20 protein-coding genes and 1 pseudogene are annotated in these 22,540 nt (G+C 64.9%); 10 read left to right on the top strand and 11 right to left on the bottom strand.

The annotated features are described in order from the left end of the window. Positions 1-74: 74 nt before the first annotated feature. Entirely contained in the window at positions 75-1,358 is a 1,284-nt protein-coding gene (locus tag CH256_RS06075; RefSeq protein ID WP_256989382.1) for a DNA alkylation repair protein, read from the bottom strand. Positions 1,359-1,671: 313 nt separating this feature from the next. On the opposite strand from CH256_RS06075, the gene CH256_RS06080 reads away from it, so the two are divergent. Together CH256_RS06080 and CH256_RS06085 are read left to right on the top strand one after the other, a co-directional pair. Further along, complete coding sequence (locus CH256_RS06080; RefSeq protein ID WP_094669094.1) at positions 1,672-4,197, top strand: putative bifunctional diguanylate cyclase/phosphodiesterase; 2,526 nt, start codon at positions 1,672-1,674, stop codon at positions 4,195-4,197. 47 nt (positions 4,198-4,244) lie between these two features. Beyond that, on the top strand, positions 4,245-5,336 hold the full coding sequence (locus CH256_RS06085; RefSeq protein WP_094669095.1) for a spore photoproduct lyase family protein: 1,092 nt from the start codon (positions 4,245-4,247) through the stop codon (positions 5,334-5,336). A gap of 52 nt (positions 5,337-5,388) precedes the next feature. Here the strand turns inward: CH256_RS06085 and CH256_RS06090 are convergent. From CH256_RS06090 to CH256_RS06100, 3 genes and pseudogenes are all read right to left on the bottom strand, one after another. Then, positions 5,389-6,339, bottom strand: a pseudogene (locus tag CH256_RS06090) (manganese catalase family protein). Between the two features lie 110 nt (positions 6,340-6,449). Then, a complete protein-coding gene (locus tag CH256_RS06095; protein WP_094669096.1) occupies positions 6,450-7,481 on the bottom strand; it encodes a DUF2087 domain-containing protein in 1,032 nt (343 codons plus the stop codon). Positions 7,482-7,540: 59 nt separating this feature from the next. Further along, positions 7,541-7,909, bottom strand: coding sequence for a winged helix-turn-helix transcriptional regulator (locus CH256_RS06100; RefSeq protein ID WP_094669097.1), 369 nt, complete (start codon positions 7,907-7,909; stop codon positions 7,541-7,543). 81 nt (positions 7,910-7,990) lie between these two features. Between CH256_RS06100 and CH256_RS06105 the strand changes: the two genes are divergently transcribed. The 3 genes from CH256_RS06105 to CH256_RS06115 all read left to right on the top strand — a co-directional run bounded on the left by CH256_RS06105 (position 7,991) and on the right by CH256_RS06115 (position 10,295). Beyond that, positions 7,991-8,401, top strand: coding sequence for a RidA family protein (locus tag CH256_RS06105; RefSeq protein ID WP_094669098.1), 411 nt, complete (start codon positions 7,991-7,993; stop codon positions 8,399-8,401). 69 nt (positions 8,402-8,470) lie between these two features. Further along, positions 8,471-9,028 carry a dihydrofolate reductase family protein gene (locus CH256_RS06110; RefSeq protein WP_068054217.1) on the top strand — a complete coding sequence of 186 codons (558 nt, stop codon included), beginning with the start codon at positions 8,471-8,473 and terminating at the stop codon, positions 9,026-9,028. A gap of 40 nt (positions 9,029-9,068) precedes the next feature. Continuing rightward, positions 9,069-10,295, top strand: a complete 1,227-nt coding sequence (locus CH256_RS06115) for an AGE family epimerase/isomerase (RefSeq protein ID WP_094669099.1) — start codon at positions 9,069-9,071, stop codon at positions 10,293-10,295. Between the two features lie 30 nt (positions 10,296-10,325). Here the strand turns inward: CH256_RS06115 and CH256_RS06120 are convergent, their stop codons facing one another. From CH256_RS06120 to CH256_RS06135, 4 genes are read right to left on the bottom strand one after another with little or no spacing between them, the layout of a single operon-like run. Continuing rightward, entirely contained in the window at positions 10,326-11,153 is an 828-nt protein-coding gene (locus CH256_RS06120; protein ID WP_094669100.1) for a fumarylacetoacetate hydrolase family protein, read from the bottom strand. 3 nt (positions 11,154-11,156) lie between these two features. Further along, the gene (locus CH256_RS06125) at positions 11,157-12,089 is read right to left on the bottom strand and encodes a VOC family protein (RefSeq protein ID WP_094638649.1); all 933 of its coding nucleotides are present in this window, start codon (positions 12,087-12,089) and stop codon (positions 11,157-11,159) included. A gap of 1 nt (position 12,090) precedes the next feature. Further along, a complete protein-coding gene (locus tag CH256_RS06130; protein WP_179272015.1) occupies positions 12,091-12,594 on the bottom strand; it encodes a DUF3237 domain-containing protein in 504 nt (167 codons plus the stop codon). A 1-nt stretch (position 12,595) separates the two neighbouring features. Continuing rightward, positions 12,596-14,182 carry an MFS transporter gene (locus CH256_RS06135; RefSeq protein ID WP_094669102.1) on the bottom strand — a complete coding sequence of 529 codons (1,587 nt, stop codon included), beginning with the start codon at positions 14,180-14,182 and terminating at the stop codon, positions 12,596-12,598. A 147-nt stretch (positions 14,183-14,329) separates the two neighbouring features. Here CH256_RS06135 and CH256_RS06140 point away from each other — a divergent pair, with 147 nt between their 5' ends. Genes CH256_RS06140 through CH256_RS06155 form a run of 4 tightly spaced genes read left to right on the top strand, consistent with a single transcriptional unit; the run spans position 14,330 to position 19,813 of the window. Further along, a complete protein-coding gene (locus tag CH256_RS06140) occupies positions 14,330-15,115 on the top strand; it encodes an IclR family transcriptional regulator (RefSeq protein WP_094638652.1) in 786 nt (261 codons plus the stop codon). 59 nt (positions 15,116-15,174) lie between these two features. After that, complete coding sequence (locus tag CH256_RS06145; protein ID WP_256989383.1) at positions 15,175-16,806, top strand: FAD-dependent monooxygenase; 1,632 nt, start codon at positions 15,175-15,177, stop codon at positions 16,804-16,806. Beyond that, entirely contained in the window at positions 16,799-18,322 is a 1,524-nt protein-coding gene (locus CH256_RS06150; protein WP_094669103.1) for a carotenoid oxygenase family protein, read from the top strand. The genes CH256_RS06145 and CH256_RS06150 overlap by 8 nt, the downstream gene beginning before the upstream one ends. A gap of 39 nt (positions 18,323-18,361) precedes the next feature. Beyond that, positions 18,362-19,813, top strand: a complete 1,452-nt coding sequence (locus tag CH256_RS06155; protein WP_094669104.1) for an aldehyde dehydrogenase family protein — start codon at positions 18,362-18,364, stop codon at positions 19,811-19,813. A 44-nt stretch (positions 19,814-19,857) separates the two neighbouring features. On the opposite strand, the gene CH256_RS06160 is transcribed toward CH256_RS06155, so the two are convergent. Further along, positions 19,858-20,169 carry a hypothetical protein gene (locus CH256_RS06160; protein ID WP_068284000.1) on the bottom strand — a complete coding sequence of 104 codons (312 nt, stop codon included), beginning with the start codon at positions 20,167-20,169 and terminating at the stop codon, positions 19,858-19,860. A gap of 83 nt (positions 20,170-20,252) precedes the next feature. After that, complete coding sequence (locus CH256_RS06165) at positions 20,253-20,786, bottom strand: CGNR zinc finger domain-containing protein (RefSeq protein ID WP_068054245.1); 534 nt, start codon at positions 20,784-20,786, stop codon at positions 20,253-20,255. A gap of 39 nt (positions 20,787-20,825) precedes the next feature. Here CH256_RS06165 and CH256_RS06170 point away from each other — a divergent pair, with 39 nt between their 5' ends. After that, entirely contained in the window at positions 20,826-21,827 is a 1,002-nt protein-coding gene (locus CH256_RS06170) for an EamA family transporter (protein WP_094669105.1), read from the top strand. Positions 21,828-21,850: 23 nt separating this feature from the next. On the opposite strand, the gene CH256_RS06175 is transcribed toward CH256_RS06170, so the two are convergent. Continuing rightward, complete coding sequence (locus CH256_RS06175; RefSeq protein WP_068054255.1) at positions 21,851-22,495, bottom strand: TetR/AcrR family transcriptional regulator; 645 nt, start codon at positions 22,493-22,495, stop codon at positions 21,851-21,853. Between the last annotated feature and the right edge of the window lie 45 nt (positions 22,496-22,540).

Genomic DNA, 22,540 nt, shown 5'->3' on the forward strand with positions numbered 1-22,540 from the left:
GCGGCGGCAGCATTCGTTCAAGCCGCTGACCACACGGAAGTACTACCCCGGCCCACACTCCATCGAGCTCCAGATCAACGGTGTGAGTTACGGTCGCGCGGAGTTCTCGCTCGGGGGCTAGCGGCGAGCGTCGTGCAGCTCACATGCAGCACCTCGGGTACGTCCGTACGGTCGAAGAGGTGCGCAAGAAGTGGCGGTGGCTGGCGGTGGTGCTCGGCATCGCCGTGCTCGTCGCAACTCCCTCGGTGATCTCGCGCTTGCCCGTCGACCCGTCCGACATCGGCGCGACCGTAACTCACACCGTTGATCTGGAGCTCGATGGAGTGTGGGCCGGGGTAGTACTTCCGTGTGGTCAGCGGCTTGAACGAATGCTGCCGCCGCACATCGATGCTGTCGCCGGGCGTGATCGTTCCGGTCGTCAGCTTGAACGTCTTCCCCGTCACCCCACCGTTGGCTTTGGTGTGATGCACGATGTAGTCGATCGCAACCTTGGCCGGTTCGGTGCCGACGTTGCGGATCGAGGCCGTGAACTCCACTTCTCCGCCCATGGGCAGCTCCGTGACGTCGAGGGTGGGGCCGTCCACATCGAGGTCGGCCGGAGCGAACCCGAGCAGCTCGAGCGCGTCCTGGTTTCCCTTCTTGATCACCGTCCGAAGTGCATGTCGCACAAGCTTTTCGGTGTGTGCGTCCGGGCTGTCGAGCCACCGGGTGGTGGTCCCGACGACCAAGTCCGGGACGTCTCGGCTGACATCGTTGAGATGGTTCGCGACAGAACGTCGAACGTAATCACTGTCGTCTCGGTAGAGCCGGTCCAGGATCGGCACCGTGACGCCCGGGCGCGCGAGTATTTCGGGGACGCGCACCGACCACGGAAGATACGGGCGGGTGCCCTCAGACGCCAGACGCCGCACATGCTCGTCCGAGGATGTCGTCCAGTCCGACGCGATTGCGAGCGACCGATCCAGGTCGGCTCGAAGAAACGAGCGGATGGCGAATTCCGAGCTGAGTCGGCCGGTGAGCTCGGCGAGCAAGGCCATTCCGTCGTCGAATGCGCTCGAGGTGTTCTCCTCGACGGCCTTCGATGCGACAGCGCTCGTGACCGGCCAGATCGACCAGCCCTGGAAGTCGGGATCGGTGGCGGCACGTCGGATGATGCGGGCGAACTCCGTGTAGGTGCCGGGCAGTGCCGAGAGCAGGCCGTCACGCAACAGATCTGCGCGGGCTCGAAGCGCGAGTGGACCCAGCCGATCGATCGATCCTTCGAGTACCGACAGGTCTGCGCCCGGAGCGGCGGTGCGCATGGTCCGAAACAGCGTGCCGGCCGCGTCCGGGCCGAGGAGTTCGTCGGCGAAAGGCATGAGAGCTTCTTACCCGACGACTCGGCTCCACGGGGTCGGCGGGGTTCGACGCTGTGTCGAGGGCTGCGCGGGAGGGTGAAATCACCAGGCCGACACCTATTTTTCGGGCTGCGCCAATGGCGGCTGTGGTAATCGGAGTGGGATAACCTTCGTCGAATATCAAAGTGCTGAGCGGCTGGTCGACTCGGATTTTCCGGCCGGACCGGTCTTTCTGCGCGGTGGGCTACAACCCTGGGGGTCGCGTCATGCCCGTCGTCTGTGTCGAGTGGAACCAGAGCCACTGTTGTCGGACTCGATTCGGTGAGCACGCACTGTGAGCGGCTGGGTGTGGGTGGTGGTCCTCAACGGGATCACCGCTGCCGCGTATCTGGGGATCGTGCTGTTCATCGTCCGTGGGCTGATGCGGACCGGACAGCTGCGCAACAACAGGTTGGCGGTGGCCACAGCAGCGATCTTCCTGACCTGCGCCGCGCATCACCTGGTGCACGCGGTGCACTTGTGGACAGGATTCGACGGCCACGCCTCGCATCTCGCTGCAGGTTCAGGCGGGGGGATGCTCGACGCGATGCGGGAGTCGATGGGCGGCACCCTCGACGTCGCGGTAACGGCATCGACGGCACTTGCCGGTGTGATCTATCTGGGGATGCGTCGCTTCTACGGTCCGTTGCTCCGCTCGCCTTCGATGTTCGACGATGCGAGCGAGGCTCGATACCGGCAGCTGGCAGCCAACCTGCCGCACACGTCCGTTCTGGTCGTGGACTGCGATCTACGATTCGTCCTCGTCGAGGGTGCCGGTCTGGTGGCCGAGGGCTACGACCCGCGGCGGATGGAGGGGCAGCTGCTCCGAGACACGGTGTCGCCGGAAGCCTTCGCGATGCTCGAGCCGCATTACCTGGCGGCCGTGGCGGGTGAGGAGATTTCGTTCGATACCGTCAGCCCCCGAACGGGCGCAATCTTTCAGGTCGAAGCGAGGCCGTTGCGGGATGATTCGGGCCGGATAGTCGGTGCCATGGTGCTCTCCGAGGACGTCTCCGCCGAGCGGGCGGCGCGAGCCGAACTCGAGCAGGCCCGGGCCTTTCGTGACGCGGTGTTGACTGCTTCACCGGACATCACGACCGTCACCGCCGTCGATACCGGCCGGGTGACGTGGGCTTCTCGCAGCCTGCGGTCGCTACTGACCGGACCGACTTCGGATGGAGCGGTCGAGGACGGTCGGGTGCCGTGGCTCGGACTCGGTCGGTCCGACGACTCCACTGACGGCGAGGATCGATTGGACGGGGTGGTGGAACAAGATGTCGAGGTCGTCCGAGCGGCGGACCGAACCGCGGCATCGCTTCCGGAGGGCGAGAGCGTCAGTATCCGGTATCGGGTACTCGCGGCCGACGGCTCGCTGCGGTGGTTGTCTCGACGCACCACGCCCTTTCGACGTGGGCCGTCGGGTGAGGTGTCGGAGGTCCTCTCGGTGGTGCGGGAAGTGACCGACGTCGTCGAGGCAGAACTCGCGCTCGAGCGAGCGGCCCTGCAGGATCCGCTGACCGGGCTGCCCAATCGGATGCTGCTGCTCGACCGTATCGGCTCGGCGATCGCACGCGGTGAGAGCACGGGAGCCGCTGCTGCGGTGCTGTTCTGCGATCTCGACGGATTCAAACGAGTGAACGACACCGGCGGGCATGCTGCCGGTGATGCGGTTCTCGTCGAGGTTGCGCGACGGCTGCGGTCGGTGCTGCGAGCCAACGATTCGATTGCCCGTGTCGGCGGTGACGAGTTCGTCCTCGTCGTCGATGCGTTGCCGGCCGAGCGCGGTGCCGACAAGCGTGCCGGTGCCGGGTTGGCGGAACGCGTCGCCGAGCGCATCCGAGCGGTTCTCGCCGCGCCGATCGTGTATCAGGGCAGCCAGTACGTGGTGTCGGCCAGCGTGGGCATGGTGTTGGTTCGCAAGGGTGCCAGCGCGCAGGAGGTACTGCGGGACGCGGATTCCGCGATGTACCGGGCCAAGCAACTCGGTAAGGACCGGATCGAATTGTTCGACGACGCGCTGCGCGCGAACGCCCTCGAGCGTGCTTACATCGAGCGGACCTTGCGGAGTGCCCTCGATCCCGAACACCGCGGAGCTGCGAGGCTGAACGTCGTCTATCAGCCGGTCTACGACCTGGACAGCAGAGCGCTCACGAGCTTCGAGGCACTCGCGCGCTTGCGTGACGACGAGGGCGCAGGAATTACGCCGGACCGATTCATCCCGGTGGCCGAGGACACCGGTCTGATCTCCGAGCTCGGGGAGCGTGTGCTGGACGACGCACTGGGAACTCTGGTGCGATGGCGTACGGCGAACCCGCTCGATTCGGACTCGGGTGTCCCCGTCACGATTGCCGTCAATCTCAGTGCCCGGCAGGCTCAACACGTGGACATGGCTGCTGTGGTGAGCGCGGCTCTGGGACGGCACCGAATGGCTCCGGCGGACCTGATTCTCGAACTCACCGAGTCGGTGCTGCTCGAGTCCGGCTCCTCGATGCTGCGTCAGCTCGGTGAACTGCGTGAGTTGGGTGTCGGCATCGCCATCGACGACTTCGGCACCGGATTCGCGAGCTTGCGTTATCTGGCCACACTGCCCGTGAGCGCAGTGAAGATCGATCGGTCGTTCACCGCCACGATGACCAGCGACGAGACGAGCAGCAGTATCGTTCGGGCGATCATCAACCTCGCCCGAGATCTACATCTGGGGTGCGTGGTCGAAGGCATCGAAACCCCCGACCAGCTCGACGCCTTGCCGAGTTTCGTTCAAGGACAGGGCTATCTGTTGGGTAGGCCCGCCGAGGTACCGTCGAACACCTGGATCTCGTAACCCCGAAACGGGAAGGATCCACCGTGTGCGGGCGTTGACTCCAGATAATGGACGACACCCTCTCTGCACCCACTCGACTCTGGACGCCGTCGCGCGTCCTGATCACGCGGTCTGCATCGGAGCTTCCCCACACTGCGGAGATAGTTCGACGGTGCGAAGCGGCCGGTGTGACCGAGATCGACGTGCTGCCCGGTGACCGCCTGACGGGTCTACGGGGCGAGACCGAGCGAGAGACCTACGCGCGAGCCAAGACGACGATGGCCGTGGTGGTCGCACCACCGAGTGTGCTGAAACCACAACCGATTCCGCCGAGCGCCGACTGGCGTATCGATCTGGCGAAGGGATGCCCGGCCCACTGTCAGTACTGCTATCTGGCGGGGTCGTTGTCCGGGCCGCCGATCACCAGGGTGTTCGCCAACATCGACGACGTACTGTCCGGCATCGGTACCCACGCAGGCCGCGGCACGATCACCTCCGGCACCGAGGAACGTGGGCACGAGGGAACCACCTTCGAGTTGTCCTGCTATACGGATCCGTTGGGTATCGAGCATGTGACGGGATCCCTCGCCGAGGCCGTTCGTCGAGTGGGCGCGGGGGATTACGGCGATGACGTGTCGTTGCGCTTCACGACCAAATTCGACGACGTCACCGAGTTGGTGACGTTGGACCACCGACGCCGTACCCGAGTTCGCTTGTCGGTCAATGCCGATGACATCGCGCATCGGTTCGAGGGCGGAACTGCGCGGATGCCTGCTCGAATCGAGGCGCTACGGCAGCTTGCGCTGGCCGGATATCGAGTGGGGCTCACCATCGCTCCGATCATGCCCATCCCGGGGTGGCGAGAGCAGTACGGCCGACTTCTCTCGAATGTCGCCGAGGCGTTGGGTGACGTTCCCGATCTGGACCTGACTGCCGAGATCATCACTCATCGGTTCACGCCGTCGAGCAAGGACGTGCTGTTGAGCTGGTACCCGGGGACGAAGCTCGAGATGGACGAAAGTGCCCGCACAGCAAAGAGAAACAAGTTCGGTGGCGTGAAGTACGTCTACCCGAAGGACACGATGTCGGAAATGCGGACGTGGTTCGTGGAAGAACTCGAATCAGTCCTACCCGAAGCGCAGCTGCTGTACTGGACGTGACGAAGCCCGACCTCCGTCGTGCGATGGAGGTCGGGCTACAAAAGTATCGGAGTTACTTCATCTTTCCGAACGTGGCGTCGATATCTGCCATCTCCATCTCGGCCGTCTGCTGAATGAGCTCCATGAGGTCGGTGTCGAGTCCGGGCGCGAGCTCCTCGAGTCGCTCGGGTGAGATCTTCATCGGAGCGCCGGCGGGGGCCTGCTCACTGGCATCGAGGTCGGTGCCGTCCTTGGACGGCGACATGCCCTGGTAAATGCGTCCGGCCTCGGACGCCCCGGTGAGGTCGAAGCTGTACTGCTTGCTCTGCAGGCCGAGTTCGACCAATTTCTGGACCTCCGGGAACTTCTCGGCGTTGGTCTTCGGAATCGGCAGCGTCTTCTTCCACTCGACGCCGAGGGTTTCGAGGGCCTTCGCGTAGCCGTTCTCGTGCGCCTGGTCGCGCACGATCAGGTACGAAATAGTCGATCGCGCAGCCTTGTTGGCGGTCATCTCGTACATCCGGCATTTCTGGAGGCGGCCGGTCGACTCGAGCATCAGGTTGTACATGAGGTCGAGAACCAGATTGCCGGAGTTGTAGACGTAGCTACCGCTCCACGGGTTGCCGACGGAGTCGACCGGTAGTGCGCCCTGTGCTCCGACGAGGTAGTGGTGGATATTGCCCTGTGACAGAGCGAGATTCAACGGAGTGGCTCCGCCCGCACCGGGCGTGTCCAGCGGGTCTTCCAGCTTGCCCTGGTACTGCGGCGAGCCGTCCAGCAACCGTGAGATGGTGGTGCCGATGAGCTCGACGTGACTGATCTCCTCGGTGCCGATTCCCTGGATCAGATCGCGGTACGGCTTGGCCGCAGCCCCACGAAAGTTCATGGCCTGGAACAGTTACTGCATCATCGTGCGCATCTCGCCGAACTGTCCACCGAGGCCCTCCTGAAGGGCGTTCGCGGCGGCCGGATCGGGCTCGTCGGTGGCAATGTCGTGAATGAGTGACTGAACGTGCAGGTACATGGAAACCTCCGAATGGCGACCAGCAAAGTTTGCTGCCCTCACCCTGTGGTTGCCCGCAACGCCGTCGTCCGAATCCTGGGCCCCCTCCGCATGGCCGTGGGCCAGGCGATCTAGTCGTTGCTCTGCGCCCGGTACATCGAACCTGCGCTGTTTCGCTCGAGAAACCCGGTGTCGACGAGCTCGCGTCGCAATGTCGCGTAGTCGTCGCCGAAGAAGCTGCACAATTCGTTGACCTGATGCTCCGAGGACCATCCCGTCGTACTCAGCTGGCGTGCGATTGCCTTCAGAAATTCGGGTCGGTCCCGGCTGTACCGAGACATGTCGGTCGGTGGGGGCGTCGTGCGCGGAAGATTCCGAAAACTCTTCACCGTGTTCTCGTCCACAACGAGTCGATCGTCCACCCGGGTCACCACCGACAGGGTCAGCAGGCGTGCGATCGCTTTGTGTGTCGCACGGACCGACAGTGACGTGTGGGATTGCAGCGCAGCCAGTGTCGAGACTCCACTGCCGATCGCGAAGAGGACCGCCCGAAGATCCGAATCCGCGAGAGCATGAAGCACGCCGGTCGCGTGGTCCAGCAGCGGCGCATCGTCGTGCACGCCGATGGACTCGAACCGCAGCGGAACCCCGGTGGCGGACACCATCTCGTCGGTGAAATCGACCTCGCGAACGGGCTCCGATCGCTTCTTCAGAAGGCCGATTCCCGGAAGCGTCAGGGTCTCGATGTCGTCGGCACCGAAACGCAGAATGGCATTCCACAGAGGATTCGACCCGGCCGGAGAGAACGAGTTCTGTACGGCGGCAACGCCTCCCTTCGCAACGTGTGGCCACAGAGTACGGAGGATCCGTGCGTTCGACACCAGGGATTCATCGTCGATCCAGACCAGGTCGAATGGGCCCATGTCGTGCAGATCCCGAGGGGGCAAGTCGAACAAGGACTCGGTGACCGACTCGCTGGGACTAGCGACGAAGTTCCAGAGTTGGGGCGAGACTTCGGGTGCCGCCGATTCGAGAGCCCGCGACAATGCGGTTCCGGCGCTGCCGGCACCCACGGTGACCACTTTCTTCGGTTGCAGCATCGCAACCAGGCCGGACAGCAACGCGTCAGCGCGCGCGGTGGAGTGCTGTGGATTGCTCGCCATGGTGTACCTCTCCTCCGAGATCTCGAACGTTCGGGCAGCACGCTGCTGCGGTGAGCGGATCAGAGAGCGTCGAATCGCTCTCGTGCACTGTCGATTTCGTGCATGTGAGCGGCCGCCCAGGCCAACAGCACGTCGACGGGTGCCCGAAGAGTTTTGCCCAGTTGCGTCATTCGATACTCCACCGCCACCGGGCGAGTACTGAGAACCGTGCGTTCGATGATTCCGTTGCGTTCGAGCTTCCGCAGCGTTGCGGTGAGGGATTTCTGAGTCACCGCCGGAATTGCACGGCGCAGATCGTTGAATCGGCAGGGGCGCTCGCACAGTTCGTTGAGCACCTGAAGTGACCATTTGTCCAGTACCTGATCCAACAGCTCACGGTGAGGGGCACTGATCGTCAGTTCTGTAGCGGCATCGGCGGTATCGGTCATGAAACCAGGTTCCCTTGAAGTGTCCTTTGTGTACCAAGTATCAATGCTATACCGCGATTCGGTCACCACGAAAGGAACTCCATGAGCGTCACTCGATTCACCCCGTCCGGCATGATGCAACCCACCCCGTATCACCACGTAGCAGTGGGCCAGGGGGCTCGACATATCCACGTCAGCGGTCAGATTGCGCGCAACGAGGACGGGTCGGCGATCGCCGAGAACGACCTCGCCGGGCAGGTGGCGCAGGCGCTGCGCAACACCGCGATCGGATTGGCCGGTGCAGGAGCAACATTCGAGGACGTCCTGCGGCTGACGTTCTACGTCACGCACTGGGCTCCGGAGCGGATCGGTGAGTTCATGGACGGCGTCACCCGCGTCGTCGAGGAGATCGGACTACCTACTCCGATGCCACCTGCGTCGCTGATCGGCGTGGACTACCTGTTCGAGCCCGACGTTCTCGTCGAGGTGGAGGCCACCGCGATCCTGGACTGACCTGCTGGCCGGTGAATTCCGGGGGCCGTCGAAGTCATACTCTCGAATCCAACCGACCCCAGGAGTGACATGGCCATACTGACCTACAACATGCATGTTTCCCTCGACGGCTACATCGAAGACTCGGCGGGCAGTCTCGACTTCTCGGTGCCCGACGCGGAGTCACATCGATTCTCCAATCGGCAGACCGAAGCGACCGCTGCGTTTCTGTTCGGACGCCGACTGTACGAGGCCATGGAAGACTTCTGGACAGATCCGGAACGCCTCGACGGCGACGAAGTAGAGGCGGAGTTCGCCGAGCTGTACAAGGCCACTCCCCGGATCGTCTTCTCCGACACCCTCGACTCCGTTCCCGACGGCTGCCGCCTGGTGCGCAGCGCAGACGCGATCGCCGAGGTGGAGCGGCTCAAGCGGGAGACCGAGGGAACGCTGGCTGTGGGAGGAGCAGCCTTGGCAGCCTCACTGGTCGACCTGATCGATCAATTCGAGGTCATCCTGCTGCCGACGATCCTGGGCAGTGGCAAGCCCTACTTTCCGGTGGGACATCACCTCGACCTCGTTCTCGCCGAACAGAAGCTCTTCCCGGTATCGGGATGGATGTACCTGCGCTACAGCGTCTCTCGCTGACCGGCGTCGGGTGCTTTCTCGTCGGGCGCACAATGAACACATGGATACCGGAGATGGTCGCAGCTGGCTGACGCTGCCCTCGCATCAGTTGTGGCTCGACACCGAATCGTCGAGGCTTCTCGATTTCGGAACCACACTCGACCACCCGGCCGGTGGTGCCGCGTGGTTGGACGGCCGAGGGAACCCCGACCTCGATCATCCGGCCCATACGTACATCACCGCGCGGATGGCGCATGTGCACTTTCTCGCCTCGATGCTGGGACGGCCGGGGTCTCGGAGGAAAGCCGATCGGGTGTTCGAGGGATTACTGACGACGTTGCGAGACAGCACGAACGGTGGTTGGTTCGAGTCCAGTGCCGACGCGTTCTCGCCCGAAGCAGTGAAATCGGCCTACACGCATGCCTTCGTGGTACTTGCCGCGTCGGCTGCTACCGCAGTGGGGCACCCCCATGGCCGACAGCTTCTCGAGGAGGCACTCGATACCGTCGAACGTCGTTTCTGGGACGATCATCACGGGATGTGTTCGGAAACATGGACTGCGGACTGGTCCGTGCTCGACGACTACCGCGGGATCAATGCCAACATGCACATGGTCGAGGCACTGCTGGCCGCTGCAGATGCCGGCGCACCGCGGATCTGGCGCGAGCGGGCACTGCGCATCTGCGACAACGTATGTCGCTGGGCCGAAGCGAACGACTGGCGTGTTCCGGAGCATTTCACCGCCGAGTGGATCCCGCAGCTCGAGTACAACAGCGACGACACCGCCAACCAGTTCAAGCCCTACGGAGCCACAGTCGGCCATGGATTCGAGTGGGCCCGGCTTCTCGTGCAGGCAAGCCTCGATGCGAGCGGGCACGACCGTATCGCCGCCGCCCGAGCGCTCTACCACCGCGCAGCGGTCGACGGCTGGCAACTCGGGCCAACGCCCGGATTCGTCTACACCACGGACTGGTCGGGGGAGCCGGTCGTGACCGAACGTCTGCACTGGGTGCTGTGCGAGGCGATCGGTGCGGCGGCGACACTCGCGCGCCACACCCGAGAAGACCGCTACGAGCAGGACTACCGCACCTGGTGGGATGTCGCCGCCGAATACTTCCTCGACCGCGCCGACGGCTCCTGGCATCACGAACTCGACAGCAGCAATCGTACGGCCGCGACGGTGTGGAGCGGCAAGCCCGATCTCTACCACGCCGTCCAGGCGACGTGGATCAGTCGATACGAACCGGGTTCGAGCATGGTGGCTGTGCTGCAGCGCAATTCGCACTGACGTCCATCAAAGACAGCCGAGCACCAAGCCTCAGAGCACTTCCGCCACCAGTCTGTTGCTGACCGATCCGACACCGTCGATCTCCACGCTCACGTGATCGCCCGGCTTCAGCAACAGCTGCGGCTTCCGGCGATATCCGACGCCACCGGGGGTGCCGGTGAGAATGACGTCACCGGGCTCGAGGGCGGTGAACGTGGAGATGGTCGCGATCAAGTTCGGCACCGTGAACAGCAACTGCGACAGATCCGATTCCTGTACCTTCTCGCCGTTGACGACGGTGCGGATGCCGCAGCTCGCGAGGTCCACCTCGCCGGGGCAGACGATGCGGGGGCCGAGGGGAGTGCTTGCGTCCCATGCCTTTCCCTGCATCCACTGGTGCGTCCTGTACTGGAAGTCACGCATCGTGATGTCGTTGGCGACGGTGTAGCCCAGAACGTGGTCGAGCGCGTTCTCCTCGGTGATGCGCCGGCCGGAGCGTCCGATGATCACCGCCATCTCGCCCTCGTAGTCCACCTCTGCACTCTCCGGCGGTACGGCGATGTCGTCGTAGGCCCCGATGAGACTGGAGGCGTACTTGGGAAACATCACCGGATACGTGGGGAACTCGCGTCCGGTTTCGGCGATGTGGTCGCGGTAGTTCAGGCCGACACAGATCACTCGGGCCGGGTCGGTGACCGCCGGGAGCACCCGCACGTCCGAGATCGGCAGGCGCTCCTGGGTCAGCCGATCCGCGCCGGCGAGTGCCTCGAGCGAGCTGGTCCGTCCGATCGCGTCGATGCCCTGCAGCGGAATCAGAGTGTCGCCGTCGACCTCGCCGACTCCGCGAATGTCGTTGTGCTCGTAACTGATGTAGGCCATCGGTCAGATCTCGCTCTCACTCGTCTTGCGCCAGCTCGCCAGTTGTCCGCCCCACAGATTCACCGACGCGGGTACCGGACGCCACTGCCGCGTCACGTACGTGGCTCGGTCGTCGTGGAACTTCTCCATCTCGGCCGAGAGCTCGATGTGGTTGCCGGCGGGATCGTCGAAGAAGACGAACAGGTTGTTGCCGGGGCCGTGACGGCCCGGGCCCCAGACGACGTCGACGCCGATCTCGGTGAGGCGATCGCACCAGGACTTGAAGTCCTCCCACTCGGCGAGGTCGTAGGAGTAGTGGTCGAGATTGCCGGGGTTGCCGTTCTCGACGACGGCCAGGGTGTGGTGATCGCGGTCGCTGCGTAACCACGCGAACTTGCCGTCCTCGAGCTGATCGGAGATGCGGAACCCGACGGTGTCGACGAAGAACGAGACCATCTGCGCCACGTTGTCGGTGCCGAGAGTGGTGTGCTGGAACTTGATCGGGCGTCGTCCCGGATCGGCAGCGTTCTCACCCTGGCGCGCGACCGGCCCGTGGAAATGCACCGTCGTGCCGTCGGGGTCGGTCACCGAGATGCCCGACGGTACGCCGACGGCATGGTCGATCACGGACGGATCCAGATCCGCGACATCGTGGCCTGCGTCCTTCAGTCGCGCGGTGATTCCGGCGATACCGTCGGAGTCGCGGACTTCGAAGCCGTAGTGAGACAGTCCTTTCGGACCTTCGGTCAGATCGAGAACATGGTGTCCGAGGCCCCAGCCGAGGCGCAGGCCGCCGCTCGCGAGTTCCTCCTGCACCGTCAGACCGACGGTGCGGCCGTAGAAGTCGGCGGTGGCGGCGACGTCGGGAACGGTGAAACCGATGTGCGAGACGGCGGTCTGTCGCAGCGTGCCCACAGCACCACCTTCCTGCAGTGTGTTCCTGGTCGGAGTGGTCATGTCAGTGATCCGCCTTTCGGGGCGTCGATGGGGTGGGAACGGGGGCGTCGGTGTAGACGGTGATCCGAACCCGGTCGCCGCGGCTCGGGGGCAAGAGGTGTCCGACGAACACGCTGTGGTTCAACCAGTTCCACTCTTGGTCGGCCACTTCGAATCGAGGGTTGGTCGAGCAGTACCAGCGGTCGACGTCGGCACCGCCGCCGGCGAAGATGCGGTCCATGGTGGCGTCGTCCTGGGTGCCCCAGCCCTCGTTGGTGACCATGATGGGCACGTTGTCGTCGGTGACGATCGTGTAGCGAGCCCACAGATGGGTGACGCCGTCGGCGCGTACGAGGTTCCAGTCCGCACCGCCGGGCAGGATCGTTCCGGATCCGGCCGGTCCCTGGAATCGGCCGCCGGTGATCGGGATGACCCGGCGCATTCCGTGCGGGGTCGGCCCGATGACCACCGGAGGAGCCAGCTCGACATCGAGGGTGAAGACGTGATTCATTGTGGGCATGGACATCTCACTCACCTGCCGGCAGCAGTCGCCCGGCCGCAGGTGACGCTGCCGCATCGATTGGGGCCGCATCGAGGCCCTTCGGGGCTCCGCCGGGGATGAGGAGGGCGATGAGCGCAGCCAGGACGGTGGCCCCGGCACAGACGTAGATTCCCATGTCGAGTCCGGTTTCGAGGGCCGTACGGGCAAGCGGTGCAACGAGATCCGAGATCGGGCCGAGATCGGCGTTGGCCACCGCCAACGGTCCGCCCTGCTCGGCGACGCCGGAGGCCACGCCCACCGCCTCGGGAGGGAGGGAACCGTCGGACAGGTTGGAGGTGAGGGTGGCTCCGGCAACTCCGAAGGCCACGGCGCTGACGATCGCGGGGCCGAGGCTCTGGCCGGTTTCGCGAACGAGACTGGTGACCGCGCTTGCCATTCCGGCGTAGTCGATGGCGACGGCTCCGACGGCGACGGCCGTCAGTGCGGTGAACATGGTGATGAATCCGGTGCCGAGCAGCAGGATCGGGCCGGTCATGGCGAGCAGTGAGGTGGAGTCGCCCGGTAGCTGAGCCATCCATATCTGACCGATGGCCAGTGCCGAAAGCCCGGTGACCAACAGGGTGCGGGCCGCGACGCGCATCAACAGGCGCGGGAGCAACGGAGTGAGGAGCAGCGGTACGGCTTGGATGAGGGCGAACGGTAGAGCTGCCTGCAGCGGGCTGACGTGCAGGATCGCTTCGAGTTTCACGCTGAGTGCGTAGGCGGTTCCGATGAACCCGAACATCGCGAGCAAACCGATCAGGGCGGCCGCCGCGAAGGCGGGCGTACGGAAGAGCGCGAGGTTCAGCATCGGGGTGCGGGCTCGCTGCTCGCTGATGACGAACGCGACGAACGACGCTACGGCGAGAACGAAAGTGCCCACGATGACGGGGCTCGAGTAGCCGTCCACGGAGCCCTGGATCACCGCGTACAGCAGCGCAAGCAAAGCGACGGCGATGGTGATCTGGCCGGGCCAGTCGAGTCCGCGTCCGGCGGGATGACGCGAGTCGACGATCACCGCGGCGCTGACGGCTGCGGTGACGAGACCCAGCACGGCGGGAATGGCGAACGACCAGCCCCAGCTGAAGTGTTCGGCGGCGAAGCCGCTGATCAGCGGGGCGATCATGGCACCGAACGCCAGGCTGACCGCCCAGAGAGACAGGGCGCGGGCTCGTTCCTGACGTTCCGGGGTTGCCGAGACCAGCATGGCCAGTGACGTGGGAAAGATTGCGGCAGCGCCGAGTCCGGCGATGGCCTGCCCGGCGATCAGCTGCGTCAGAGTTCCCGACGTTCCGGCGACGACGTCTCCGACGAAGACGAGCACGCCGCCCCAGACGAGCAGCCTCTTGCGGCCGAACATGTCGCCCAGCACGCCGAAGTTGAGCTCGAGGATGGCGGTGGGAAGGATGAACGCGGCCGGGATCCAGGCCAGCGCCGCAGCGCTCGCTCCGAGGTCGCGTTGGATCACGCCGAGAATGGGCGCTGCGAGCGAGACGCCCATCTGGGCGACGCCGATCGCGAGGCAGCAGGCGATGAGCGTGCCGCGATCCAGCGTGTGTTGGGTGGGTTTCATGTGTTCCTCGTCCGGAAGCCGTGTCCTGTAAAGCAGGACTGCTGTTGTTTAATACAGGACAGTGTTCATGGCCTGGATCACAGCTGTCAAGGGTGTTGGTTCGTTTGATGACACTGCAGTCCTGATAATCAGAACTATGATGGCGACATGGCTTCGGAAACTAGTGGATACAGAGAACGCAACAGCACGGCCGACCGCGCGCTGATCATCCTGGGCATGTTCACCGAGGATCGGCTGCAGATCAGCGCGAACGATGTTGCCGAGGCTCTCGGCAGTGCCCGCTCCACGGCATATCGATATCTGCAGACGTTGGTCGGCGCATCGTTTCTCGAGGAAGCCCCCAACGGCGGCTTTCGGTTGGGTGTCGCGGTACTCGAACTTGCTCGATTGGCCCGGCGCGGTTACGGATTGACGACGATTGCCCAGCCGGTGATGCGGGAATTGGCGGACGAGGTGGGCGAAACGGTGTTGCTCACCAGGCTCGTCGACGACACGGCAGTGTGCATCGAGCGGTGTGAGGGAGCCAAGCAACTGGTGCGCCTGAGCTACGAGCGGGGGAGTCGACTGCCCATCAATGCCGGCGCGTCGGCGCTGACTCTGTTGGCCTGGTTGCCGGAGAAGGAAATCCGCTCGATTCTGGGTCGTCACGAGCTGCAACGCTTCACCGATCGAACGTTGACCGACGTCGATCGCCTCGTCGATCGCCTCGAGCGGATCCGCACCACCGGCTACGGCCTGACTGTCGCCGAGGTGGATCCGGATGCGATGGGAATCGCCGCACCGATCTTCGACGAGTCCGGTTCGGTGGCAGCGGCATTGAGCATCGTCGCGATCAGGCGTCGAGTCCCGGAGGACCGGACCGACGTGCTCGTCACCGCAGTGCGGGCCGCGGCGCAGACGCTGTCGACGAGATTGGCCGTCGTCAGTTCGTAGCGTGTCCTATTTTATGGGACAGCATTCCTATTTAACGTGATGCACGCTACGTTGGTGGTGTGGATACGAGATTCGACACCCTCTACGACGTAGCGATCTGCGGCGCCGGTCCGGTCGGGATGACCGCGGGCCTGCTGCTCGCTGCACGAGGGCTCCGTGTCGTCGTTCTCGAGCGGCGCTCGACGACGAGCGACGAACCCAAAGCGATCAGCATCGACGACGAGGCGCTGCGCACCTATCAGCAGGCAGGTGTGATCGACAGAATCCTGCCGATCGTCGTGCCCGGCACCGGAACCCGCTACTACGGACTCGACGACGAACCGCTGTTCCACGGCGGCGCGGAGAGCGCCTACCGATTGGGCTACCCGTTCAAGAACCCGTTCGCGCAACCGGACCTCGAGCGTGTGCTGGCCGAAGCGCTGCACACGGCGCGCAATGTCACCGTTCGGTTCGACACCGAGGTCACGTCGATCGTGCAGGACGCGGACGCCGTGGCCATCGAAGCGGGCGGACGCACGGTGCGAGCCCGCTACCTCCTCGGTTGCGACGGCGGACGATCGACCGTCCGAAACCTGCTCGGTATCGGGATGATCGGACGCAGCTACCCGGAATTGTGGTTGGTGGTCGACACGCTCGGCGACCCGCACATAGAGCGCTACGGCATGCACCACGCCGATCCGAGCAGGCCGCACGTGGTGGTGCCGGGTCTCGGTGGCCGCTGTCGATACGAATTCCGCCTGTTCGAGGGGGAGGGCACGGCCACCGACGCGCCGCCGTTCGAGCTCATCGAGAAACTCGTCTCGCGCTACCGGCCGATCACACCCGCCCAGGTCGAACGAGCCGTCAACTATCGATTCCACGGCCTCGTAGCCGATCGATGGCAATTGGGGCGCTGCTTCCTGCTCGGCGACGCCGCACACATGATGCCGCCGTTCGCCGGTCAGGGTCTGAACTCCGGCATTCGTGACGCCGCGAACCTGACGTGGAAGTTGGCCGGCGCGCTCGACGGTTGCCTGCATGAAAGTGTGCTGGCCACATACCAATCCGAGCGCGGCCCGCACGCCGCCGCGGTTGTTCGCGCCTCCGAGCGGTTGGGTCGCGTGGTGATGACGACCAACCCTCGCATCGCGGCCAGGCGCGACGAGTTGGTCCGGGCCGCACTGGCCACCGAGAACGGGCGACGCTGGTTCGAGACCATGGCCTATCGTCCGCCGTACCGATTCGCCGACGGGCTCGTGCTCCCGGGTGACGACACCGGGAGCGTCATCGGGCAGCCCCGGGCCTTCGACTCGGCGACCCGAACCATCCGCCTGCTCGACGAGATACTCGGAACCGGTTGGGCGCTGGTGGGAGTCGACGTGCACGACACGGCGGAATGGGCGCACGCACGTGATATCGGGCGCGGCCTACACGCCGTCGAGGTCGCCGTGCCCACCGATCGCACGGTGCCGAGAATCGACGGCATCAACGTTCTACTCGACGTCGACGGCGGTCTGGACGACGAGATGCGGACGTACACCGGAAGATTCGTGCTCATCCGGCCCGACCGCTTCGTTGCGGCCGCGTGGCATCCGCACGACGGTGACGACGTTCGAGCTGCAGTGAGAGCCGCGGTGGCGTCGTGGATCGGAACTTCGGCGAGTCCTTCCGAACTGTCCTACATCGAGACGAAAGGCATCAGCTATGCGTGAACTTCCCACCCCGCTGCCGACGACAGTGGTCCGCCGCACCGCGCCCCCGACTCCGCGGCACGAGGCGGACGTCGACTGGAACACGTCCAACAAGTTTCTCAACGGGCCGTTCGCGCCGTGGCACGAGGAGACCGAGGCGTTCGACCTCGAGGTCATCGGGAAACTCCCCGACGATCTCGCCGGCGCGCTGTTCCGAGTGGCCGACAATCCACGCTTCGAGCCACCCGACACCGACCGCTACCACTGGTGGGAGGGCGATGGCGGCGTCGCGGGCACCTACATCCGCGACGGTAAGGCGTCGTTCCGGATGAAGTGGGTGCACACCGACACCATGAAGATCGAGGTGGAGGCCGGGGAAGCGCTGTACAGCGGTTTCGTCAACGGCTCCGGCAAGGCCAAGCGAGATCTGCCCGCGGGCGCGCCGCTGTCCAAGAGCGTCGCCAATACCAACGTCGGGCTGTTCGCCGACCATCTGCTGGTGTACTACGAAGGCGGACTTCCGCAATCGATGCACCCCGAAACTCTCGATACGCAGGGCACGTACAACTTCGGTGGTGCACTCGACATCCTGTGCACGGCGCACTACAAGATCGAACCGTCGACCGGAAACATGCTGTTCTACTCGGCCATCGGGCCGAGACTGACGTGGTACGAGGCCGATACCAGCGGCACCGTCGTCGATTCCTTCGGTTTCGACATGGGGTGCCCGGCAATGGTTCACGATTACATCGTGAGCGAACACCTCGCGATCTTCCTCATCTCGCCCAACCAGTTTCGCCTCGACCGCATCATGGAGGGGCGACCCGGCGTGCTCTGGGACGAATCGGCGACGCCGAACGGCAGTAGGTTCGCCGTGCTCGACCGTCGCACCCATGAGGTGAGCTGGTACGACACCGGCCTGATGCTGGCCCCGACGCACTTCTTCAACGCGCACGAAACCGCCACAGGAATCGTGGTGGATCTGCACGTCATCGCGCGTCTGGGCAATCCGGCCGACGACTCGGACGAGCCGATCGACTCGCACTCCTGGTTTCCACCCGCGATGGCCTGGCGGTTCGTGCTCGATACCGCGACCGGGACGACCACCCAGCACATGCACAGCGGGATCGCGGGTGAATTCCCGAAGATCAACGACGCGTGGCTGGGCAAGGAGAATCGCTTCGGCTACTTCGCCACCACCCGAGATCTGTCTCCGCTGACTCTGACGGATGGGCTTGCGCGCCATGACTTCTCCACCGGCCAGACGGTCGTGCTCGAAGGGCCCGACGGATTGACCAGCCCCAGCGAACCGGTCTTCGTCCAGCGTCGAGGAGCGAGCGGCGAGAACGACGGATATCTGCTGACCCTGTGGTGGAATCCGGCGACCGGACTCTCCGAGCTGCTGGTGCACGAGGCCGACGCGTTCACCCGCGAACCTCTCGCACGGGTGAAGCTTCCCGTCCGAGTTCCGTTCGCGTTCCACGGATCCTGGGCCGAGGCCGAGGTGCTCGACGCAGCGATCGCAGCCCAGCGGTAACGAAGAAAAGAACACCGAGAATGAAAGAGCAGGACTGACATGGCGAACACACTGGCGTGGACGGCGAAGATATTCGACGGCGGATGGCTGGACGGCGGCGGTGGAACCCTCGACGTGACGGCTCCTGCCGACGGGGCCCTCGTGGCCACCGTCGGTGCTGCGGACGTCGCGGACCTCGATCGAGCTGTCGCGAAAGCTGCACGTGTGCAGCAAGAATGGGCCGCCAAGCCCTACCCGGAGCGAGCATCGGTCATGACTAGGGCTGCGGCGATTCTCGAGCAGAACCCCGAGCGTCTGACGCGGTGGCTGATTCCCGAATCGGGATCCAGCCACGGCAAGGCAGGGGCCGAAGTCGGCTTGGTCCTTGCCGAACTGACCGAGGCGGCCACGTTGGCGTCCCAGCCCTACGGGCAGGTCCTGCGCAGCGCGAAGTCCCGGTTCTCGGTAGGGCGATACGTTCCGATGGGCGTCATCGGCGTGATCAGTCCGTTCAACTTCCCGGCGGTATTGTCGATGCGGTCGGTCGCGCCAGCTCTGGCCGTCGGCAATGCCGTAGTGCTCAAACCCGATCCACGAACTCCGATTTCGGGTGGGCTGGTCCTGGCCGAGATTCTCGCCGAGGCCGGCCTGCCGGACGGTCTGTTGCACGTACTGCCCTCGGGTGCCGACGTGGGAGCGGCGCTCGTCTCGCACCTCGACGTGCCGTGCATCTCCTTCACCGGATCCACCGCGGCCGGCCGCCGAATCGCGGAAGCCGCTGCGCCGTTGCTCAAGAAGGTCCACCTCGAGCTCGGCGGGAACAACGCATTCCTCGTGCTGCCCGATGCAGACATCGAGGCCGCCGCGTCGGCGGGTGCGTGGGGATCGTTCCTGCACCAGGGTCAGATCTGCATGGCGTCGGGTCGGCACCTCGTTCCCGAGCATCTCGCCGAGCAGTACACGGCGGAACTCGCGAAGATCGCCGCGCGCATCACCGTCGGAGATCCGACCGACCCGTCGAATGCGTTGGGGCCCATCATCGACGAGAACCAGCTGAAGCGAGTCGACAGCATCGTGCAGGCCACGGTGACGGCCGGTGCCGAACTGGCTGCAGGCGGAACCTTCGACGGGCTCTACTACCGACCGACCGTGCTCGGTAACGTGCCGAAGGACTCACCCGCGTTCACCGACGAGATCTTCGGTCCGGTCGCACCCATCACCACGTACCGCACCGTGGACGAGGCCATCGACATCGTCAATTCCTCGGAATACGGTCTGTCCGTTGCGATCGTCACCGCAAATCCGTTCGCGGCGTACGAGCTGGCGGATCGAATTCGTTCCGGCGCAGTGCACATCAACGATCAGACGATCGACGACGAGGCCGTCGCGCCGTTCGGCGGCGTCAAGGCCTCGGGTTCCGGTGGACACTTCGGCACCACCGTCAACCTCGATACGTTCTGCGATCTGCAGTGGGTCACGATGCAGTCGGACATTCAGAAGTATCCGTTCTGAAGTCACAGCCCTTCTGAACCTGCAGCGGCCCCGCATCGAGTGCGCTACTCGCGGTGCGGGGTTCGCTCACCGGTGTTCGGGTCGACGTCGAACAGCTGGTCGGTGTTGTCCGGGGCGTAGACGACGGTGTTCGTTTCGAGGGCTCGTCGTCGAGCGCCGTCGCGAATCGCGAGGAATCCGGCACCGAACAACACGATCACGGCGATTCCGGCGACGATCGCCCAACCCTCGAAGCCGCCCGCCAATGCGGCGATCAGACCGCCTGCGGCGGCGATACCGGCGAAGATCAAGATGACGGCCAGCATGTTCTCGACAGCTCTGGCCCAGCTCGTTTTGGTAGGCCTTTTCTCGACCATAGGGGCAATTCCTTTCGATCAGCTCGGAGCGGGGGATACCCGAAAGCCGACCGATTAAGCCCCGCACTGCCCAGTGGCCGTCGTCACTGAGCCTTGCGCGCGCGGTATGCGGCAACGGCCGCTCGGTTCCCGCAGGTAGTGCTGCAGAACCGGCGGGATCGGTTGCGCGAGAGGTCGAGGACCAGGCCGTTGCAGTCCGGATCCGCGCAGACGTCGAAGCGCGAGAGCTCGTCCGCTCGGATGACGTCGATCATGGACATCGCGGTCTCGACGACGATGCGGGTCGCGAGCGGACTGTCGTCGGCGACGGCATGGATGTGCCAGTCGAGATCTCCGTGACGAACCAGTCTGGGCAGGGCCGAGGATTCGGCGAGCAGACGGTTCACCTCGACCACGGCGTCGTCTCGGCTGCTGGTGAGCAGCGCGCGCAGGGTCGGGCGCAGTGCTCTCACGGCCTCGAGCTCGGCGTCGTCGCCGTCGAAGCGGCCGGAGTAGCCCTGTTCGGTGAAGAACTCGGCGAGCTGCTCTCGGGTGGTCAGCGTGTCCGGCTCCTCGGCGGAATTGATCAACGCCACGGCCGCCAACAGTGACAGTTCCGCGTCATGAGCAAAAAGCATGTTGACACCTTACCAAGTCGGTCCCTACTGTCACATGTCATGACGGCTTACACTCATGACGCGAATGCGGATCTCGCGGCCACCCACGATGCTGCCGCGCGGTCGCGTCGACTCTCGGGACTCGGTTTCGCGCTGCTCTCCGCGGCGTCCTTCGGGCTTTCCGGCTCACTCGCCACGGGCCTGCTCGACGCAGGCTGGACGGCCGGGGCCGCGGTGACCGCGCGAATTCTGCTCGCCGCAGCCGTCCTGCTGATTCCGTCGATCCTCGCGTTGCGCGGGCGGTGGAACCTGCTGGCGAAGAACTGGAAGCTGCTCCTCGCCTACGGTGCCTTCGCGGTGGCAGGGTGCCAGCTCGCCTTCTTCAACGCCGTCGGACGCATGGAGGTGGGTGTCGCGCTGCTGATCGAGTTCACCTCGCCCGTGGCCGTCATCGGGTGGATGTGGTTCCGGCACCAGCAGCGTCCCGGTCGCCTGACCGTGGTGGGCGCACTGCTGGCCGCGATGGGTCTCGTGCTCGTGCTCGATCTGATCTCCGGTGCGGACGTGGACTCGGTCGGCGTGCTGTGGGCGCTGGGCTCGATGGTCGGTGCGGCCGTGTACTGGGTGCTGTCGGCGGACGAGAGCAACGGCCTCCCGCCGATCGTGCTCGCCGGAGCCGGTCTGCTGACGGGTGGGCTCATCCTGCTGGTCGCCGGTCTCATCGGGATCGTCCCGTTCGCTGCTCCGCTCACCGACGTCACCTTCGTCGATGCGGTCGTTCCGTGGTGGGTGCCGATCATCGGCCTCGGTGTCGTGACCGCCGCGCTGGCCTACGTTCTCGGCATCGCGGCAGGCCGACGCCTCGGGTCGCGGTTGGCGTCGTTCATGGGTCTGATGGAGGTCGTTGCGGCCTTGGTGTTCGCGTGGCTGCTGCTCGGGCAGGCACCGGCACCGGTCCAATTGGCCGGTGGCGCACTGGTTCTGCTCGGCGTGGTCGTCGTCAAATCAGGAGAACGCGCCACTGCGGAGGAGCCGGTGGAGCCGTTGCAGAGTAGGCCGTGAGCCTGTAGGTCCTACATCGCAGCTCAGCTGTCGACGCGTCCGAACACCACGGCGGCGAGGATGGTGTGGGCGCTGGCGATCACCGAGTCCAGCGGTTCGCGTTCGGGAGAGAGCAGCCATTGTTGGGCGATGGTGAGGACCGCGCCCACCAGGCCCATCGCCAGTGTTCGACGGTTGGGCCCGGCGAGCCCGCGGCTGGATCCGGCGGCCTCGGCCACCTGCAGCACCGTCTCGGAGAACGAGGTCGTCGTCTTGCGGTAGAGCGCGTCGACGGTGGGCGAGACTCCGAGAATCTCGACGAAGGCGATGCGCGCGGATTCAGGATTCTCGGCGACGAACGTGAAGAAGCCGGTGAGAGCTCCCCGGAGAACCTGCTCGGTGGAGTCGGCCTCGGCCTGCGCACCGGCCAGGATGTTCTCGCGCATGGCGTCGGTCGCTCGGCCGTAGGCGGCCATGAGCAAGTCCTCGCTGTTGGAGAAGGACTCGTAGAAGTAGCGCTTGGTCAGCCCGGCCTCGCTGCACACCTTCTCGACGGTTGCCGTCCGGTAGCCGGTGGTGCCGAAGACCTTCACGGCGGCGTCGAGCAGGCGAATTCGACGCTCCTGCTGCCGCTGCTGCGGGTCGGCGCCTCGGTAGGTACGGCCGGGTTCGCTGTGATGGGTAGTCACAGACAGATCTTGACACCGCTCGGTATCAGATGCAAAGTGTTCGCA

It is taken from the genome of Rhodococcus sp. 05-2254-6 (assembly GCF_002258565.1).
In the GTDB taxonomy this organism is placed as follows: Bacteria; Actinomycetota; Actinomycetes; order Mycobacteriales; family Mycobacteriaceae; genus Rhodococcoides.

Bases quoted from the DNA above. Each gene is read 5' to 3' on its own strand.
- CH256_RS06130 (WP_179272015.1), bottom strand. From the start codon at position 12,594: ATGTCCATGCCCACAATGAATCACGTCTTCACCCTCGATGTCGAGCTG.
- CH256_RS06140 (WP_094638652.1), top strand. From the start codon at position 14,330: ATGGCTTCGGAAACTAGTGGATACAGAGAACGCAACAGCACGGCCGAC.
- CH256_RS06165 (WP_068054245.1), bottom strand. From the start codon at position 20,786: ATGCTTTTTGCTCATGACGCGGAACTGTCACTGTTGGCGGCCGTGGCG.
- CH256_RS06075 (WP_256989382.1), bottom strand. From the start codon at position 1,358: ATGCCTTTCGCCGACGAACTCCTCGGCCCGGACGCGGCCGGCACGCTG.
- CH256_RS06155 (WP_094669104.1), top strand. From the start codon at position 18,362: ATGGCGAACACACTGGCGTGGACGGCGAAGATATTCGACGGCGGATGG.
- CH256_RS06095 (WP_094669096.1), bottom strand. From the start codon at position 7,481: ATGGCGAGCAATCCACAGCACTCCACCGCGCGCGCTGACGCGTTGCTG.
- CH256_RS06085 (WP_094669095.1), top strand. From the start codon at position 4,245: ATGGACGACACCCTCTCTGCACCCACTCGACTCTGGACGCCGTCGCGC.
- CH256_RS06100 (WP_094669097.1), bottom strand. From the start codon at position 7,909: ATGACCGATACCGCCGATGCCGCTACAGAACTGACGATCAGTGCCCCT.
- CH256_RS06135 (WP_094669102.1), bottom strand. From the start codon at position 14,182: ATGAAACCCACCCAACACACGCTGGATCGCGGCACGCTCATCGCCTGC.
- CH256_RS06105 (WP_094669098.1), top strand. From the start codon at position 7,991: ATGAGCGTCACTCGATTCACCCCGTCCGGCATGATGCAACCCACCCCG.
- CH256_RS06115 (WP_094669099.1), top strand. From the start codon at position 9,069: ATGGATACCGGAGATGGTCGCAGCTGGCTGACGCTGCCCTCGCATCAG.
- CH256_RS06170 (WP_094669105.1), top strand. From the start codon at position 20,826: ATGACGGCTTACACTCATGACGCGAATGCGGATCTCGCGGCCACCCAC.
- CH256_RS06150 (WP_094669103.1), top strand. From the start codon at position 16,799: ATGCGTGAACTTCCCACCCCGCTGCCGACGACAGTGGTCCGCCGCACC.
- CH256_RS06110 (WP_068054217.1), top strand. From the start codon at position 8,471: ATGGCCATACTGACCTACAACATGCATGTTTCCCTCGACGGCTACATC.
- CH256_RS06125 (WP_094638649.1), bottom strand. From the start codon at position 12,089: ATGACCACTCCGACCAGGAACACACTGCAGGAAGGTGGTGCTGTGGGC.
- CH256_RS06120 (WP_094669100.1), bottom strand. From the start codon at position 11,153: ATGGCCTACATCAGTTACGAGCACAACGACATTCGCGGAGTCGGCGAG.
- CH256_RS06160 (WP_068284000.1), bottom strand. From the start codon at position 20,169: ATGGTCGAGAAAAGGCCTACCAAAACGAGCTGGGCCAGAGCTGTCGAG.